Annotated in this window: 8 protein-coding genes; 1 reads left to right on the top strand and 7 read right to left on the bottom strand. The window is 67.5% G+C overall.

Annotation, left to right across the window (positions count from 1 at the left end; genetic code table 11):
- Positions 1 to 35: 35 nt before the first annotated feature.
- The 6 genes from pstA to TMO_RS17630 form a co-directional block, all read right to left on the bottom strand.
- Positions 36 to 1,361 (bottom strand): phosphate ABC transporter permease PstA, encoded by a 1,326-nt coding sequence (pstA, locus tag TMO_RS17655; RefSeq protein ID WP_014747022.1) that lies wholly within the window; start codon positions 1,359 to 1,361, stop codon positions 36 to 38.
- Positions 1,362 to 1,380: 19 nt separating this feature from the next.
- On the bottom strand, positions 1,381 to 2,763 hold the full coding sequence (gene pstC, locus TMO_RS17650) for a phosphate ABC transporter permease subunit PstC (protein ID WP_014747021.1): 1,383 nt from the start codon (positions 2,761 to 2,763) through the stop codon (positions 1,381 to 1,383).
- 255 nt (positions 2,764 to 3,018) lie between these two features.
- Positions 3,019 to 4,041 (bottom strand): PstS family phosphate ABC transporter substrate-binding protein, encoded by a 1,023-nt coding sequence (locus tag TMO_RS17645; RefSeq protein WP_014747020.1) that lies wholly within the window; start codon positions 4,039 to 4,041, stop codon positions 3,019 to 3,021.
- 398 nt (positions 4,042 to 4,439) lie between these two features.
- Entirely contained in the window at positions 4,440 to 5,978 is a 1,539-nt protein-coding gene (locus TMO_RS17640) for an acyl-CoA synthetase (protein WP_014747019.1), read from the bottom strand.
- Positions 5,979 to 6,103: 125 nt separating this feature from the next.
- Positions 6,104 to 7,540 (bottom strand): sensor histidine kinase, encoded by a 1,437-nt coding sequence (locus TMO_RS17635; protein ID WP_145978170.1) that lies wholly within the window; start codon positions 7,538 to 7,540, stop codon positions 6,104 to 6,106.
- Between the two features lie 221 nt (positions 7,541 to 7,761).
- A complete protein-coding gene (locus TMO_RS17630) occupies positions 7,762 to 10,059 on the bottom strand; it encodes an NADP-dependent malic enzyme (RefSeq protein WP_014747017.1) in 2,298 nt (765 codons plus the stop codon).
- Between the two features lie 448 nt (positions 10,060 to 10,507).
- Between TMO_RS17630 and mutS the strand changes: the two genes are divergently transcribed.
- Positions 10,508 to 13,321: a DNA mismatch repair protein MutS gene (gene mutS / locus TMO_RS17625; protein ID WP_014747016.1), complete on the top strand. Its 2,814-nt coding sequence runs from the start codon at positions 10,508 to 10,510 to the stop codon at positions 13,319 to 13,321.
- Here the strand turns inward: mutS and TMO_RS17620 are convergent.
- Entirely contained in the window at positions 13,300 to 14,931 is a 1,632-nt protein-coding gene (locus tag TMO_RS17620; protein WP_041605093.1) for a long-chain-fatty-acid--CoA ligase, read from the bottom strand. The two genes, mutS and TMO_RS17620, sit on opposite strands and share 22 nt — an antisense overlap.
- Between the last annotated feature and the right edge of the window lie 250 nt (positions 14,932 to 15,181).

Raw genomic sequence — 15,181 nt, 5'->3', positions numbered from 1 at the left:
CGGCCGGGGGAGGAGGTAAGGTCTCCCGTACCGGCTTACCAGCGGCGCTCGAAGCGCCTGCGCAGCAGGACGGCGATCGCATTCATGATGATCAGGAAGCCGAGCAGCACCAGGATGGCGGCGGCGGTCTTTTCGACGAAGGCACGTTCCGGGCTGTCGGCCCAGAGGAAGATCTGCACCGGCAGCACCGTCGACGGCGTGGTGAAGCCACCCGGCACGTCGGCGATGAAGGCGACCATGCCGATCATCAGCAGCGGCGCGGTCTCACCCAGCGCCTGGGCCATGCCGATGATCGTGCCGGTCAGGATGCCCGGCATGGCCAGCGGCAGCACGTGATGGAACACCACCTGCACCGGGCTGGCGCCCAGACCCTGGGCCGCCTGACGGATCGAGGGCGGCACTGCCTTCAGCGCGGCGCGGGTCGCGATGATGATGGTGGGCAGGGTCATGAGTGCCAGCGTGAAGCCGCCGACCACCGGCGCCGATCGCGGCATGCCGAAGAAGCCGATGAACACCGCAAGACCCAGCAGACCGAACACGATCGAGGGCACTGCCGCGAGGTTGTTGATGTTGACCTCGATCAGGTCGGTCCAGCGATTCTTGGGCGCGAACTCTTCCAGATAGATCGCCGTGGTGACGCCGATCGGAAAGGAGAGGATGAAGCAGACGAAGAGGGTGAGGGCAGAGCCGACGGTCGCTCCCCAGATGCCGGCCAGCTCGGGCGAGCGGCTGTCGGCACCGGTGAAGAAGCGGGTGTTGAAGTCGCGGCTGACGGCGTCCTTGGCGGCAAGCGCGTCATACCAGCCGAGCACCTGATCGTCGACCGGCCGCTGGGCTTGGGGCAGGTCGCGGTCGATCCAGCCCTTGTCGAGCATGTCCAGATTGCCCGAGGCCGTCAGCCACACCGTCTGAGTGGTACCGATCAGATCCGGATTGGCCAGCACGAAGTCGCGCAGTTCGAAGCGGGCATCGCGGCTGAACAGGCCCAGGGCCTTGAGCACGTCGCGGCGCTGGGTGGCGCCGAAATTGTCGCGGACGATGTCGGTCAGCAGGCCGGTGTAGTTGGCATCGGCCAGCGTTTTCGGGTCGCGCGTGCCTTGCGGATCCAGCCGCGCCGGGTCCAGATTGACCTCGACCGCGATCTGGGTCTGGGTGAAGGCGCCGAGGCCCTGGCCCGCCAGCGTGCCGATCAGCACGACCAGCATGACGATGGCGAGCAGGACGGCCCCAAAGCCATAGGCCTTGAAGCGGCGTTCCGAGCGGCGCCGTGCCCTCAGGCGGGCAGCAGCCGCCTGGCCGGCATGGGGGCTCTCCCGCCGGGCCATCGGTGCCTCGGCGGGGTTCAGGGTGCTGTCGGTCATGACCTGTTGCTCCCGTCGCTCAGTCATAGGCCTGGCGATATTTGCGGACGATGTGCAGAGCCACCACGTTCAGCGCCAGGGTCATGACGAACAGGACCAGCCCCAGGGCGAAGGCCGCGAGCGTCTTGGCACTGTCGAATTCCTGGTCGCCGACCAGCAGGGTGACGATCTGCACGGTGACGGTCGTGACCGCCTCGAAGGGATTGGCGGTGAGGTTCGCAGCCAGGCCGGCCGCCATCACCACGATCATGGTCTCGCCGATGGCGCGCGAGAAGGCGAGCAGGCAGGCGGCGGCAATGCCCGGCAGGGCCGCCGGCAGGATCACCAGCTTGATCGTCTCGGAGGTGGTGGCGCCAAGGCCGAGCGAGCCGTCGCGCAGTGTCTGGGGCACGGCGTTGATCACGTCGTCGGCCAGCGACGACACGAAGGGGATGATCATGATGCCCATGACCAGACCGGCGGCCAGCGCCGATTCCGAGGCGGCGTCGATGCCCAGGCTCTCGCCGAAACCGCGGATCAGCGGCGCCACGGTCAGTGCCGCGAAGAAGCCGTAAACCACGGTCGGGATGCCGGCCAGGATCTCGAGCAGCGGCTTGGCCAGCGCGCGGGTCTTGCGACCGGCATATTCCGACATGTAGATCGCCGCCAGCAGGCCGATCGGGATCGCCACCGCCAGCGCGATGAAGGTGATCAGCAGCGTGCCCGCGAACAGCGGGATCATGCCGAACGAGCCCTCCGAGGCGACCTGATCGGCACGGATCGCGATCTGCGGGCTCCAGTGCAGGCCGAACAGGAAGTCCAGGATCGGGATGCGCTGGAAGAAGCGGATCGATTCGAACAGCACCGAGAACACGATGCCGATGGTGGTGAAGATCGACAGCGTCGAGGCGATGACCAGCAGGATCCGCAGGATCCGCTCGACCCGGTTGCGGGAGCGGAAATCCGCGGTGATCCGCCGATAGGCCGCGGTAAGGCCGGCCAGCGCCAGGGCGAGACCGATGCCGGCAAAAGCCAGGTTCACCGTCCGGGTCAGGCCGGTGATGATCGATGCCGCCTCGCGGACTGCGGGGCTCGGATTGGACGAGACGATGTTGCCGGTGGCAAGGTTGTAGGCATCGGCCATGAACAGGTTCACGGCACCGGCGCCTGCCGCCATCACGTCTTCCGGAATGACGTCGTGGACGGCGCCGTTGACGATCGGTGTGCGGGCCACGATCCAGACAAATGCCAGCAGCACCGCCGGCAGGCCGCACCACAATGCCACATACCAGCCGTAATAGCCGGGGCGCGAATGCAGGGTGGAGAGCCTGCCGTTCGCAAGCGACACCGAGCGCCGCCGTCCGAGGAAGAATGCTACCGCGCTCAGGATCAGCACGATGAGCACGAAGGAGCTTACCGTCATGCGCCGCCTCTGCCTTCAGGCATCGGGCCGGTTGGGCCCTTCAGGTTCGCGGGTTCCGCAAGGTCGCGGACGAAACGTTCGATGCGGCCGTTCTGTCGCGGCTGCTTCGGATGGGGGCCGGCCGGGAGGGTAGGCCCCGGCAGGCGAACGGCGGCTCCGGCGGTGCCAGCCTGCACCGGACGAAAGCCGCCGGGTCGTCTTGCGATGGCTGGGGCTGGCTGCGCCGGTATGCCAGTACAGCCAGCCCTCATCCGATCACATCTTCAGCGGAACCAGGCCCTGGGCGTTCTTCGCCACTTCGGCACGCTCCGCATCCGGCAGGGCGATCAGGCCGCGCTGGGCCAGATAGCCGACCGGGCTCATGGCGTCTTCCGAGGTGAACTCGGTGACGTATTCCTTCATGCCGGGCACGGTGCCGACATGCGCGTTCTTCACGTAGAAGTACAGCGAGCGCGAGACCGGGTATTCACCGCTCGAGATGGCGTCGTATTCCGGCGCCTTGCCCTCGATGGTGGCGGCCTTCACCTTGTCGCCGTTCTGCTCAAGGAAGCTGTAGCCGAAGATGCCGAAGGCGGCCGGGTTCGAGGCCAGCTTCTGAACGATCAGGTTGTCGTTCTCGCCGGCTTCGATGAAGGCGCCGTCTTCGCGGATCGACTTGCAGACCGCGCCGCGCATCTTCTTGTCTTCGATCGCCTTCACGGCGTCGAATTCCTCGCAGCCATGCTCCATGACGAGCTCGACGAAGGCGTCACGGGTACCCGAGGTGGGCGGGGGGCCGAGAACCTCGATCGGCTCGTTCGGCAGCGAGCCGTCGATGTCCGACCAGCTCTTGTAGGGGTTCTCGACCAGCTTGCCGTCGACCGGAACCTGCTTCGCCAGCGCCTGCCACAGCTGGGCGCGGGTGATGTTCATGTCCGGGCCGTTGACCGCATTCGCCAGCACGATGCCGTCGAAGCCGATCTTCACCTCGGTGATCTCGGTCACGCCGTTCTTGGCGCATTCCTCGACCTCGGACTTCTTGATCCGGCGCGAGGCGTTGGTGATGTCAGGGTGCTGCGTGCCGACGCCGGCGCAGAACAGCTTCAGGCCGCCGCCCGAACCCGTGCTCTCGATGACCGGGGTCGCGAAGCCCGAGGTCTTGCCGAACTCTTCGGCGACCGCAGTCGCGAAGGGGTAGACGGTCGACGAGCCGACGATGCGGATCTGATCGCGGGCAAGGGCCGGAGTGGCGACCGCAACGATCGCAACCGCCGACAGAAGCGCGGCTTTCTTGAACACCGTTCCAACTCCTGTTGGATGTTCGTCATGTGTGCTGGCCGGCGGCAGACACGCCACCGGTCCCGATCTCGAAACGCGGCAGGCGGCGTCGTGTTTCCACCCGGCCTCGCGTCACACATGGTCTAATCCTGCTCGACGACGGGAATATCACAGTTTCATGACGGAATCATGACACACTTCGCCGCAGCCGACCCGCACCGTTTTCGAAGCAACCGTTTGTAATTTCTTGGTTTAATCCAGAGGCCAGCACGCCGGAGGCCCCCATCGACAATCTATGGAAAGTTGTCTATACCTCCGGGGAAACCTTCCGGAAGCGACTGTCATATAAAGGAAAACCGCGGCAGTGTGACCTGCCGCGGCCTGATCCGGATGCATGGCTGCCGTCACGGATTCCGGCATCAGCCCTGCTCGGCAAACTCCTGGCGCAGCGTGCGCTTCAGGATCTTGCCGGCGGTGTTGCGCGGCAGGGCGTCGACGAAATGCACGGCCTTGGGCACCTTGTAGGGCGCCAGCCGCTCGCGGGCATGGGCCACCAGCTCGTCGATCCCGACCTCCTGACCGGGCCGGAGCACGACCAGGGCCGTCACCGCCTCGATCCATTTCGGATCGGGCAGGCCGATCACCGCCACTTCCGAGACCGCAGGATGGGTGAAGATGGCATCTTCGACCTCTCGGCTGGCCACGATCACGCCGCCGGTCTTGATCACGTCCTTCACCCGGTCGACGACATAGAGATAGCCCTCGTCGTCGAGATAACCCACATCGCCCGAATGGAACCAGTCGCCAGAGAAGGCGTCTGCGGTCTCGTCCGGCTTGTTCCAGTAACCGGTCAGCAGTTGCGGCGAACGGTGAACGATCTCGCCCTGCACGCCCGGGGGCACGTCGTTCATCTCGCCATCGACGATCCGGGTCTCGACATTCATCACCGGCCGGCCGGCGGAAGCGGGGCGCGCCTCGTGCTCGTCGGGGCCGAGAACGGTGGCAAGCGGGCCGATCTCGCTCTGGCCATAGCAGTTATAGGGCTGGGCCCCGGCCAGTCGCCGGCGCAGCTCCTGCAGGATCGGCACCGGCATGATCGAGGCGCCGTAATAGACGTTCTTCAGGCTGGAGAGGTCGCGCCGGTCGAAATCGGCATGGCGCAGCAGGCTGATCCAGACGGTGGGCGGCGCGAAGAACGAGGTGATGGCCTCTTCCTCGATCAGCGCCAGGCACTGCTCCGGCACCGGGGTCTGGATCAGGATGGTGGTGGCGCCGACCAGCAGCTGGGGCATGGTGAAGCAGTGCATCTGCGCCGAATGGTAAAGCGGCAGGGCTGCGAGCGCCCGATCGCTGCCTTTCAGGTTCAGTTCAACGATGCAGCTGGTGTATTCGGCCAGCAACGCACGATGGGTCATCATCGCGCCCTTGGGCGCCGCCGTGGTGCCCGAGGTGTACAGGATCTGCGCCAGATCCTCGTCGGCAAGCCCGACCTCCAGCGGCTCTGCCCCGGCCGAGCCCAGCGCGACCTCCAGCGGGTCGAAATCCGCATCGCCCGTCATCGGGACGGCGAAGGCGAGATCCACCCGCCCCGCCACCGCCCGGGCGGTTTCGGCCAGATCCGGGTCATAGATCAGGCCGCGGGCGCCCGACTGCTCCACGATGTAATGCAGCTCGGTCTCGGTCAGTGCGTAGTTGATCGGCACGTGGACGAGGCCTGCGCGGAGGGCGCCCAGCCAGACCAGCAGATAGGTGTCGGAATTGCGGGCATAGACCGCCAGCCGGTCGCCGCGGCCGAGCCCGGCCTCGATCAGCCGGCGACCGATGGCATCGGCGGCGCGGTTCACCTCGGCGAAGCTCCAGCGCCGGTCGCCATGGCGGAGCGCCAGACGGTCGCGGAACTTGGCGGCCGCACGGCGCACGGCATCATTGATGGTGTTTCGGCGGATCAGATCCGACATGGCGTTCCCTCAAGCTTCGATCTTCTTGCACCGCAGGGCGGTTCTTCAGCTCATAGCATGAATCCGGGTTCACGGGGCAGCGGAAGCGGCCATGGCAGCAGCGCACAGGATGGCGTGCAGGGATGTCAGGAAGCGGCCGCCACCGGCGCCCGGCCGTTGCCGCGGCCGGCCAGCGGCAGATAGACCGTAAAGCACGACCCCTCGCCCACCCGGCTGTCGATCGCCAGATGGCCGCGATGGCGGTTGACGATGTGCTTCACGATGGCCAGCCCGAGACCGGTGGAGCCGACCTGCCGCGACCGGGCGCTGTCCACCCGGTAGAAGCGCTCGGTCAGCCGCGGCAGATGCTCCCGCGGGATGCCGTCACTCTGGTCGGTCACCGAGAAGCCCACCGCCTCCAGGGTTGCGGCCAGCCCAACCGGCCGCGGTGCCTCGGTCGTGCGGAACAGCCGCACGGTGATCCGGCTGTCGTTGCGGCCGTATTTGATCGCATTGTCGATCAGGTTCTGGGCGACCTGGGTCAGTTCGTCCGGATCGCCCAGCGCCGGCACCAGGGTGGGATCGGTCATGATCTCGATCTCGATCCCCCGGGCATGGGCCTTGAACTCCAGCCCCGAGATGACGTCGTCGATCACATCGGTCAGGTCGACCGCCGCAGCCGGCGGCATATGTTCGTTCATCTCGATCCGCGACAGCGACAGCAGGTCGTTGACCAGCCGCGACATCCGCCGGGCCTGATCGTCCATGATCGACAGGAAATGCTCGGCCGCATCCGGATCGTCGCGGGCGGGCCCGCGCAGCGTCTCGATGAAGCCGATCAGAGTGGCGAGCGGCGTGCGGATTTCATGGCTGGCATTGGCGACAAAATCGGCGCGCATCTGCTCCAGCTTGCGGATCTGGGTCAGGTCGTGGAGGGCGATCACTGCCCGGCGCGCCTCGGTATGCTCATCGCCGGCCCGCAAGGCCTCGATATGCGCCTTGTATTCCCGCCGGTCGGGGGCGGCAGTGGAGAACACCACATCAGCGAATTCACCCCGCATCAACGCCTGATCGACCGCATCCAGCAGGGCCGGATGGCGCAGCACGGCAACCAGCTCGCGCCCGACCAGCCCCTCGCCCATCGTCTCTTCGGCGGCACGATTGGCCGAGCGGATCCGCACCTGATCATCGACCGTCAGCACCAGCAAAGGCAGCCGGTCGAGAATCTGACCGAAATCATCGGCCTGAACCGCCAGCCGCTCGGCACGGCGGCGTTCCTTGAGCCAGAGCCGGAGCATCGCACGGGCGATGTCCTGGACGATCCGCCCGCCGGGCGGCGGGGCCGGGCGTTCCTCGCCATGGGCAAGCGCCTCGGCAAAATCCCGCAGGGCATGGAAGCCGCCGAGCAGCAGGCGGGCGACGGCCATGGAGCCGGCGACCGAGACCACCACACCGGCCAGCGCCCAGTGCCAGTCCAGCGCGCCCGCAAAACACAGGCCGCCGAGCGTACCCACGGCAGGGGCCGCGATCGCCGCCGTCGCGCCGAAGAAGCGCCTGATCTCGTTCCGGTCGAATACCGCCATGTCCACCCGCCATCGGCCGTGCCGCGTCTCTGCGCGCCGCATCTGTCCCCGCATCCACTTGCCGCCGTGGGTCCGGCACCGGGCGCGGCCCGCCAGACTGCCCGAGCCCGGCGGGCGGTCAAGCGACCTGGACATGAAAGTTTTACGACGCGCGCATCCCCGGGGACACGCGCGTCGCAAAGAGGCAGAGGCGAACCGCGAAAGAGGGAGAGCGACCGCGATCAGCGACCGGTCTTCTCCTCCTGGTCGAGGATGGCGTCATGGGCGGCCACGGCCGCGATGTTCACCATCTCGGCCACGGTCGCGCCCATCTGCACGATCTGCACCGGCTTCGACATGCCGCGCAGGATCGGGCCGATCTGCACACCGCCGCCCAGCTTCTGCAGCAGCATGGCCGAGATGTTGGCGCTGTGCAGGCCGGGCATGACCAGCACATTGGCCGGCCCGGTCAGGCGCGAGAACGGGTAGTAGCGCTGCATCAGCTCTTCATCCAGCGCCACATCGGCCGACATCTCGCCGTCGAACTCGAAGCCGACCCCGCGCTCCTCCAGGATCCGGCAGGCCGCACGGATACGGTCGGCCTTCTCGCGGTGGGGGTTGCCGAAATTGCTGTAGGACAGCAGCGCCACCCGCGGCTCCAGCCCGAAACGCTTCGCCGATGCCGCCGCCTGCATGGCGATATCAGCCAGGGCCTCGGCCTCGGGCAGCTCGTTCACGGTGGTGTCGGCGATGACGATGGTGCGGCCGCGGCTGACCATCACCGACAGGCCGATCAGGGTCTCGTCCGGCTCGGGATCGATCACCAGCTGCACGTTCTCGAGCGCGACCCAGTAGTTGCGGGTCAGGCCGGTGATCAGGGCGTCGCCGTCACCACAGGCCACCATGCAGGCACCGAAAACGTTGCGGTCCTGGTTCACCAGGCGTTGGACGTCGCGGTAGAGATAGCCGCGGCGCTGCAGGCGCTTGTACAGGAAGTCGGCATAGACCTTGTTCTTTTCCGACAGCCGGGCGTTGTGGATGTCGATATCGAGATCGGTACCATCGCCCAGGCCAAGGCGCAGCATGCTGGCCTTGATCCGCTCCTCGCGGCCGATCAGCACCGGCTTGCCCAGGCCCGACTTGGCCCACTGGATGGCGGCGCGGATGGTCTGCTCTTCCTCGCCCTCGGCAAAGACGACCCGCTTCGGGTTCTCGTGCACCCGCTCGATCAGCCGCTCCAGGCTGTCGGCGGTGGGGTCGAGCCGGGCGCGGAGAGCACGGACATAGCGGGGCGCATCGACCAGCGGCTTGCGGGCGACGCCGGTCGAGGTCGCGGCCTTGGCCACCGCCACCGGCACGGTCGACATCAGCCGCGGATCGAACGGCGCCGGGATGATGTAGTCGGGGCCGTACTGCATGCGGCGGTTGCGATAGGCACGGGCGACTTCGTCGGGCACGTCCTCGCGCGCCAGACTCGCGATCGCATAGGCGGCCGCGATCTTCATCTGCTCGTTGATCTCGGTCGCCCGCACATCCAGCGCGCCGCGGAAGATGTAGGGGAAGCCCAGCACGTTGTTGACCTGGTTCGGATAATCCGACCGGCCGGTGGCGACGATGGCGTCGTCGCGGACCTGGGCGACCTCTTCCGGGGTGATCTCGGGGTCCGGATTGGCCATGGCGAAGATGATCGGCTTCGGCGCCATCGAGGCCAGCATTTCAGGGGTGAAGGCGCCCTTGGCCGACAGGCCGAACGCGACGTCGGCGCCCTTCAGGGCATCGGCCAGGGTGCGGGCATCGGTTTCCACCGCATGCGCCGACTTCCACTGGTTCATGCCCTGCTCGCGGCCCTTGTAGATCACGCCCCTGGTGTCGCAGAGGATGGCGTTCTCATGCGGCATGCCCATGGCCTTGACCAGTTCCAGGCAGGCGATACCGGCCGCGCCGGCGCCGTTCACCACCATGCGGATGTCGCGCAGCGACTTGCCGGTGATGTCGAGCGCGTTGATCAGCCCCGCCGCCGCGATGATCGCGGTGCCGTGCTGGTCGTCATGGAAGACGGGCACGTCCAGCAGCTCGCGCAGGCGCTGTTCGATGATGAAGCATTCCGGGGCGCGGATGTCTTCCAGATTGATGCCGCCCCAGGTGGGGCCCAGGAAGCGCACGCAGTTCACGAATTCCTCGACGTCCTCGGTCGAGACCTCGATGTCGACCGCATCGATATCCGCGAACTTCTTGAACAGGACGGCCTTGCCCTCCATCACCGGCTTGGAGGCGAGCGCCCCCAGATTGCCGAGGCCGAGAACCGCGGTGCCGTTCGAGATGACGGCGACCATATTGCCCTTCGACGTGTAGTCGTAGGCCTTGTTCTCGTCCTTGTTGATGTGCAGGCACGGCCAGGCGACGCCGGGGCTGTAGGCGAGCGACAGGTCGCGCTGGGTCATCAGCGCCTTGGTCGGCGTGATCGACAGCTTGCCCGGCCGGTCGCCCTGGTGGAACTCCAGCGCCTCCTGCTCGGTCACGTAATACTTCTCGCCATCCATCCGGGTAGCCCTTCGGGTTTTTGATCTTCTCTGAGGTCAAGACGACGGCCCGCCCCCCAGGCCGCAAAACGGCCGCAACCCTTGCGCGGGTCACGAAAGGCAGACACTGTAACGAAATTTCAAGAGATCGTCGCGCGACATGATTGGGGCCACATGCCGTGCAGGCAGGGGGCCGCGGGCACCGTTCTCCGTCTCCGCCGCCATCGGCAGAGAGGGCACCGCCGATGGGTCATACAGTTTTATAAATCATCGGCTTCCGGTCGCATTATTCCAAAAGGTCGCGGTTGTCCGTTTTTTTATAGCCGAAGCCGGTCCATGTGTCGACGGGTGAAACCCGCCCCGGACGCGGGGGGCCGGTAGCGGCCCTTGTCGGGTGCCGGGCTCTCGCGCTAGGGTCGGCCGGCCCGCCTGCGCCCTTGCGGCCAACCCCCTTCTGCCGAGCTGCCCGATGACCAGATCCCGCCAGCGGACCCCCGACGAGCGCCCCGACGCAGCGGCCGACGACGAGATCGCCGGTGCCACGCCGATGATGGCCCAGTATCTGGCGGTCAAACGCGAGCATCCGGGCTGCCTGCTGTTCTATCGCATGGGCGATTTCTACGAGCTGTTCTTCGACGATGCGATCGAGGCGGCGCGCACGCTGGACATCACCCTCACCCGCCGCGGCCAGCACAAGGGGGAGGACATCCCCATGGCCGGCGTGCCGGTGCATGCGGCCGAGCACTACCTGTCGCGGCTGATCCGCGCCGGCCACAGGGTGGCGATCTGCGAGCAGACCGAGGATCCGGCCGAGGCCCGGCGCCAGCGCGGGTACAAGGCCCTGGTCCGGCGCGAGGTGGTGCGCGTCGTCACCCCGGGCACCATCGTCGAAGACACGCTGCTCGATGCCCGGCGATCGAACAATCTGGTCGCCCTCGCCCGGGCCGACAATCGTCTGGCGCTGGCCTGGGTCGATGTCTCGACCGGCGAGTTTGCGGTGACCGGCATCGAGATGGCGGCGCTGGCGGCCGAGCTTGCGCGGCTGGAGCCCTGCGAACTGGTGGTCGCCGACCGGCTGCTGGAACGACCCGAGATCGCGGCCGCCCTGGCCGAACTCGGCCCCGCCCTCACCCCGCAACCCACCGCCCTTTTCGACCCGGGCGCCGCGACGAAGCGGGTGATGGAGCATTACGGGGTCGGCGCCCTCGACGCCTTCGGCATCGAAAGCCGCGCCGAGGCCGCCGCCTGCGGCGCGCTCATCGATTACGTCACCCTCACCCAGAAGGGCCGCGTGCCGCATCTGTCGCCGCCCCGGCGCGAGGGGGTGGAGACGGTGATGGCGATCGATCCGGCCACGCGCCGCAGCCTCGAAATCGTCCAGACCATGGCCGGCGAGCGTCGCGGCAGCCTGCTGGGGCTGATGGATCTGACGGTCACCGGCGGCGGTGCCCGGCTGCTCGCCCGCCGGCTGTCGGCGCCGCTGACCGACCCGGAGGCGATCGGCGCCCGGCTGGATGCGGTCGCCCATCTGCTCGACGACGACCTGCTCTCGGAAGAGCTGCGCGACCTGCTGGGCGGCATGCCCGATCTGGAGCGCGCCCTGCAGCGGCTGTCGCTCGGCCGCGGCGGCCCCCGCGACCTGCGCGCCATCGGCGACGGTCTTTTCCGGGCCGGCGAGATCCGCGACCGGCTTCTTGAAGACGGCAAGGGGTTCGGCGACCTGCCCGAGGAACTGGGCCGGGGCCTTGCCGCCCTCGGCTCTCATGGCGCGCTGGCCCATCGGCTGCGCACCGCCATCGAGGCCGAACCGCCGCTGCTCGCCCGCGATGGCGGCTTCATCGCCCGTCAGTTCGATCCGGCGCTCGACGAACTGCGCTCGCTTGCCACCGAAGGCCGGCGCCATATCGCGGCGCTTGAAGGCGAATGCCGCCGCGACACCGGCATCACCTCGCTCAAGGTCAAGCACAACAACGTGCTGGGCTTTTTCATCGAGGTCACCCCTGCCCATGCCGACAAGCTGGCCGGGCGCGACGGCTTCATCCACCGCCAGACGCTCGCCAACGCGGTGCGCTTCACCACCGTCGAACTCGGCGAGCTGGAAACCCGCCTCACCCGCGCCGCCGATCAGGCGCTCGCCGCCGAGCTTCAGGCCTTCGAACAGCTGACCGCCGAGGTCGTCGCGGCCGCCGATGGGATCGCCGCGGCCGCAGCGGCCCTGGCGGTGATCGACGTCTCGGCCGCGCTCGCCGAACTTGCCCGCGCCCGCAACTATGTCCGCCCCGACATCGACCGCAGCACGGCCTTCGCGATCGAAGGCGGCCGCCATCCGGTGGTCGAAGCCTTCGTGGAGGCGAGCGGCGGCGGCCGCTTCGTCGCCAATGATTGCGATCTGGGGGGGCCTGACGGACAGCCCGTGGGTGACGGCGGGCCCGGGCTCTGGCTGCTGACCGGCCCCAACATGGCCGGCAAGAGTACCTTTCTGCGCCAGAACGCCCTGATCGCGGTCATGGCCCAGGCCGGCAGCTTCGTGCCGGCGACCCGCGCCCGGATCGGCGTGGTCGACCGGCTGTTCAGCCGTGTGGGTGCGGCCGACGACCTTGCCCGCGGCCGGTCCACTTTCATGGTCGAGATGGTCGAGACCGCGACGATCCTCAATCATGCCGGTCCCCGGGCGCTGGTGATCCTGGACGAAATCGGCCGCGGCACCTCCACCTGGGACGGTCTGTCGATCGCCTGGGCGGTGGTGGAGCATCTGCACGACGTCAACCGCTGCCGCGGGCTGTTCGCCACCCATTATCATGAGCTCACCGCCCTTTCGGCCCGGCTCGACCGATTGTCCTGCCATACCATGCGGATCAAGGAATGGCAGGGCGAGGTGGTGTTCCTGCACGAGGTGGCCGCCGGTGCCGCCGACCGGTCCTATGGCATCCATGTCGCCCGGCTCGCCGGCCTGCCCAAGCGGGTGATCCGCCGGGCCGAGGCCGTGCTGGGCCAGATCGAGCGTGGCGAGGCCGGCTCTCCGGCCGCAAAACTCGCCGACGATCTGCCGCTGTTCGCGAGCCTCCGCCTGCCGGAACCGCCGCCGGCGCCGGCGGCACCGGAGCCCGATCCGGAAGCCGAGGCGGCGCTGGCGCTTCAGGCCCGTCTTGCCGCCCTCGACCCCGACGATCTCACCCCCCGCGCCGCGCTGGAGCTGGTCTACCGGCTCCGGCGCGAGGCGCGGGGAGAGGCCCCCGGGGAAGGCGACGGGGCGGAAGGCGATCAGGCCGTCGGCAGCCTGTAGTCTTTGAAGGCCTCCCGCAGCTTGATCTTCCAGATCTTGCCGGTGGCGGTGTGGGGCAGTTCATCCAGCACCACCACGTCGTCGGGCATCCACCAGCGCGCGATGCGCGGCTCCAGATGGGCCAGCACCTGCTCGCGCGTCAGCTCCGCGCCCGCCCGCGGGGTGACGATCAGCAGCGGCCGTTCCTGCCAGCGCGGATGCGGCACGCCGATCACCGCCGCCTCCAGCACGCCCGGATGGGACACGGCCTCGTTCTCGATCTCGATCGAGCTGATCCATTCGCCGCCCGACTTGATGACATCCTTGGTCCGGTCGGTGAGGCGCAGATAGCCGTCGGCATCGATGGTGCCGACATCGCCGGTCGGGAACCAGTTCCGATCGTCGACCGCCAGCTCGTCGCGGCCGAAATAGCCCTTCACGATCCAGGGTCCACGAACCTGGACGTTGCCGGGCGTCCGGCCGTCATGGGCAACCGGTGTGCCCGCCTCGTCGACGATCCGGACCTCGGTGCCATAGACCGGCCGGCCCTGGGTCAGGCGCAGGCTGCGCAGCGCCTCTTCGTCCAGCCCCTCATGCTTGGCCAGCGGCAGGGCCACGGTCACGATCGGGCTGGTCTCGGTCATGCCCCAGGCATGAATCATGGTCACGCCGAGCTCGCGATCGAAGCGTTCCATCAGCGCGCGCGGCAGGGCACTGCCCCCCACGAAGACCCGCTTCAGCCGGGTCGGCCGGTCCTCGGGGTGCTGGTCCAGATGCTGAAGATAGGTCACCCACACCGTGGGAACGCCGCCACTGACCGTGACGCCCTCGCCGTTGATCAGCTCCACGATGCTCGCAGGGTCGAGTTTCGAGGCGGGGAAGACCAGCTTCGACCCGGCCATGGCCGCAGCATAGGGCACGCCCCAGGCATTGGCGTGGAACAGCGGCACCAGAACCAGGATCGTCTCTGCCGCAGACGCTGCGATGGTGCTGTCGACCGAACAGCTGATCAACCCGTGCAGCACGGTGGAGCGGTGGCTGTAGAGCACGCCCTTGGGATTGCCGGTCGTGCCCGAGGTATAGCAGAGCACTGCGGCCGCGTTCTCATCCAGCTGCGGCCAGTCATACTCCGTGGGCTGGGCGGCGATCAGCGTCTCGTAGCAGAGCGCACCGGGCAAGCTGGTCTCGGGCATATGGGCGTCGTCGGTCAGGATCACCCAATGGGTCACGCCGGGCAGATCGGCGGCGACGCTTTCCGCAACCGACACCAGGTTCAGGTCGACGAACACCACCCGGTCGTCGGCATGGTTCATGATGAAGGCGACCTGATCGCGGAACAGCCGCGGATTGACCGTGTGCAGGACCGCGCCCGAACCCGAAACGCCGAAATAGAGTTCGTAGTGGCGATGGGTGTTCCAGGCAAGTGTCGCAACCCGGTCGCCCTCGGCGATGCCAAGTGCCGCCAGAGCATTGGCCACCTGCCGTGCCCGGGCTGCGACCTCGCCATAGCTGGTGCGGAGGATCGGGCCTTCATTGGTGCGGGTGACGATTTCCGTGGCGCCATGGGCCCGCGCCGCATGCTCGATGATCGACGAGATCAGCAGCGGCATGTCCTGCATAAGTCCGTTCACGTGAACCTCCCTGGAGCGGGTGGATTCGTGACGCCCACCCTGGTCTTTCTTCGTGTCGCCGCACCGGGCTCCGGTGCATTTTTCATGATGCAACGCAATAGATTGCTGCGATGCAGGGAAGACAACCGGGTTCCTTCCGGCATTCTGCCTGATCAGGGCGCTGTTTTCTTGGCCGCAGATGCGGTCCCGCGGTTTTCGTTGCAGGGATACTTGACGCCTGAACCCATGAGCATATACCTTACCCGTGAGT

This window comes from Tistrella mobilis KA081020-065 (assembly GCF_000264455.2).
GTDB classification, from domain to species: domain Bacteria; phylum Pseudomonadota; class Alphaproteobacteria; order Tistrellales; family Tistrellaceae; genus Tistrella; species Tistrella mobilis.
Note: the sequence above shows the minus strand (reverse complement) of the source record. Positions and strands in the feature narration are given on the sequence as shown.

What these genes read in the sequence shown, in the direction of transcription:
- pstA (WP_014747022.1), bottom strand. Translation starts at nt 1,361, where the DNA reads ATGACCGACAGCACCCTGAACCCCGCCGAGGCACCGATGGCCCGGCGG.
- pstC (WP_014747021.1), bottom strand. Translation starts at nt 2,763, where the DNA reads ATGACGGTAAGCTCCTTCGTGCTCATCGTGCTGATCCTGAGCGCGGTA.
- TMO_RS17640 (WP_014747019.1), bottom strand. Translation starts at nt 5,978, where the DNA reads ATGTCGGATCTGATCCGCCGAAACACCATCAATGATGCCGTGCGCCGT.
- TMO_RS17635 (WP_145978170.1), bottom strand. Translation starts at nt 7,540, where the DNA reads ATGGCGGTATTCGACCGGAACGAGATCAGGCGCTTCTTCGGCGCGACG.
- TMO_RS17630 (WP_014747017.1), bottom strand. Translation starts at nt 10,059, where the DNA reads ATGGATGGCGAGAAGTATTACGTGACCGAGCAGGAGGCGCTGGAGTTC.
- mutS (WP_014747016.1), top strand. Translation starts at nt 10,508, where the DNA reads ATGACCAGATCCCGCCAGCGGACCCCCGACGAGCGCCCCGACGCAGCG.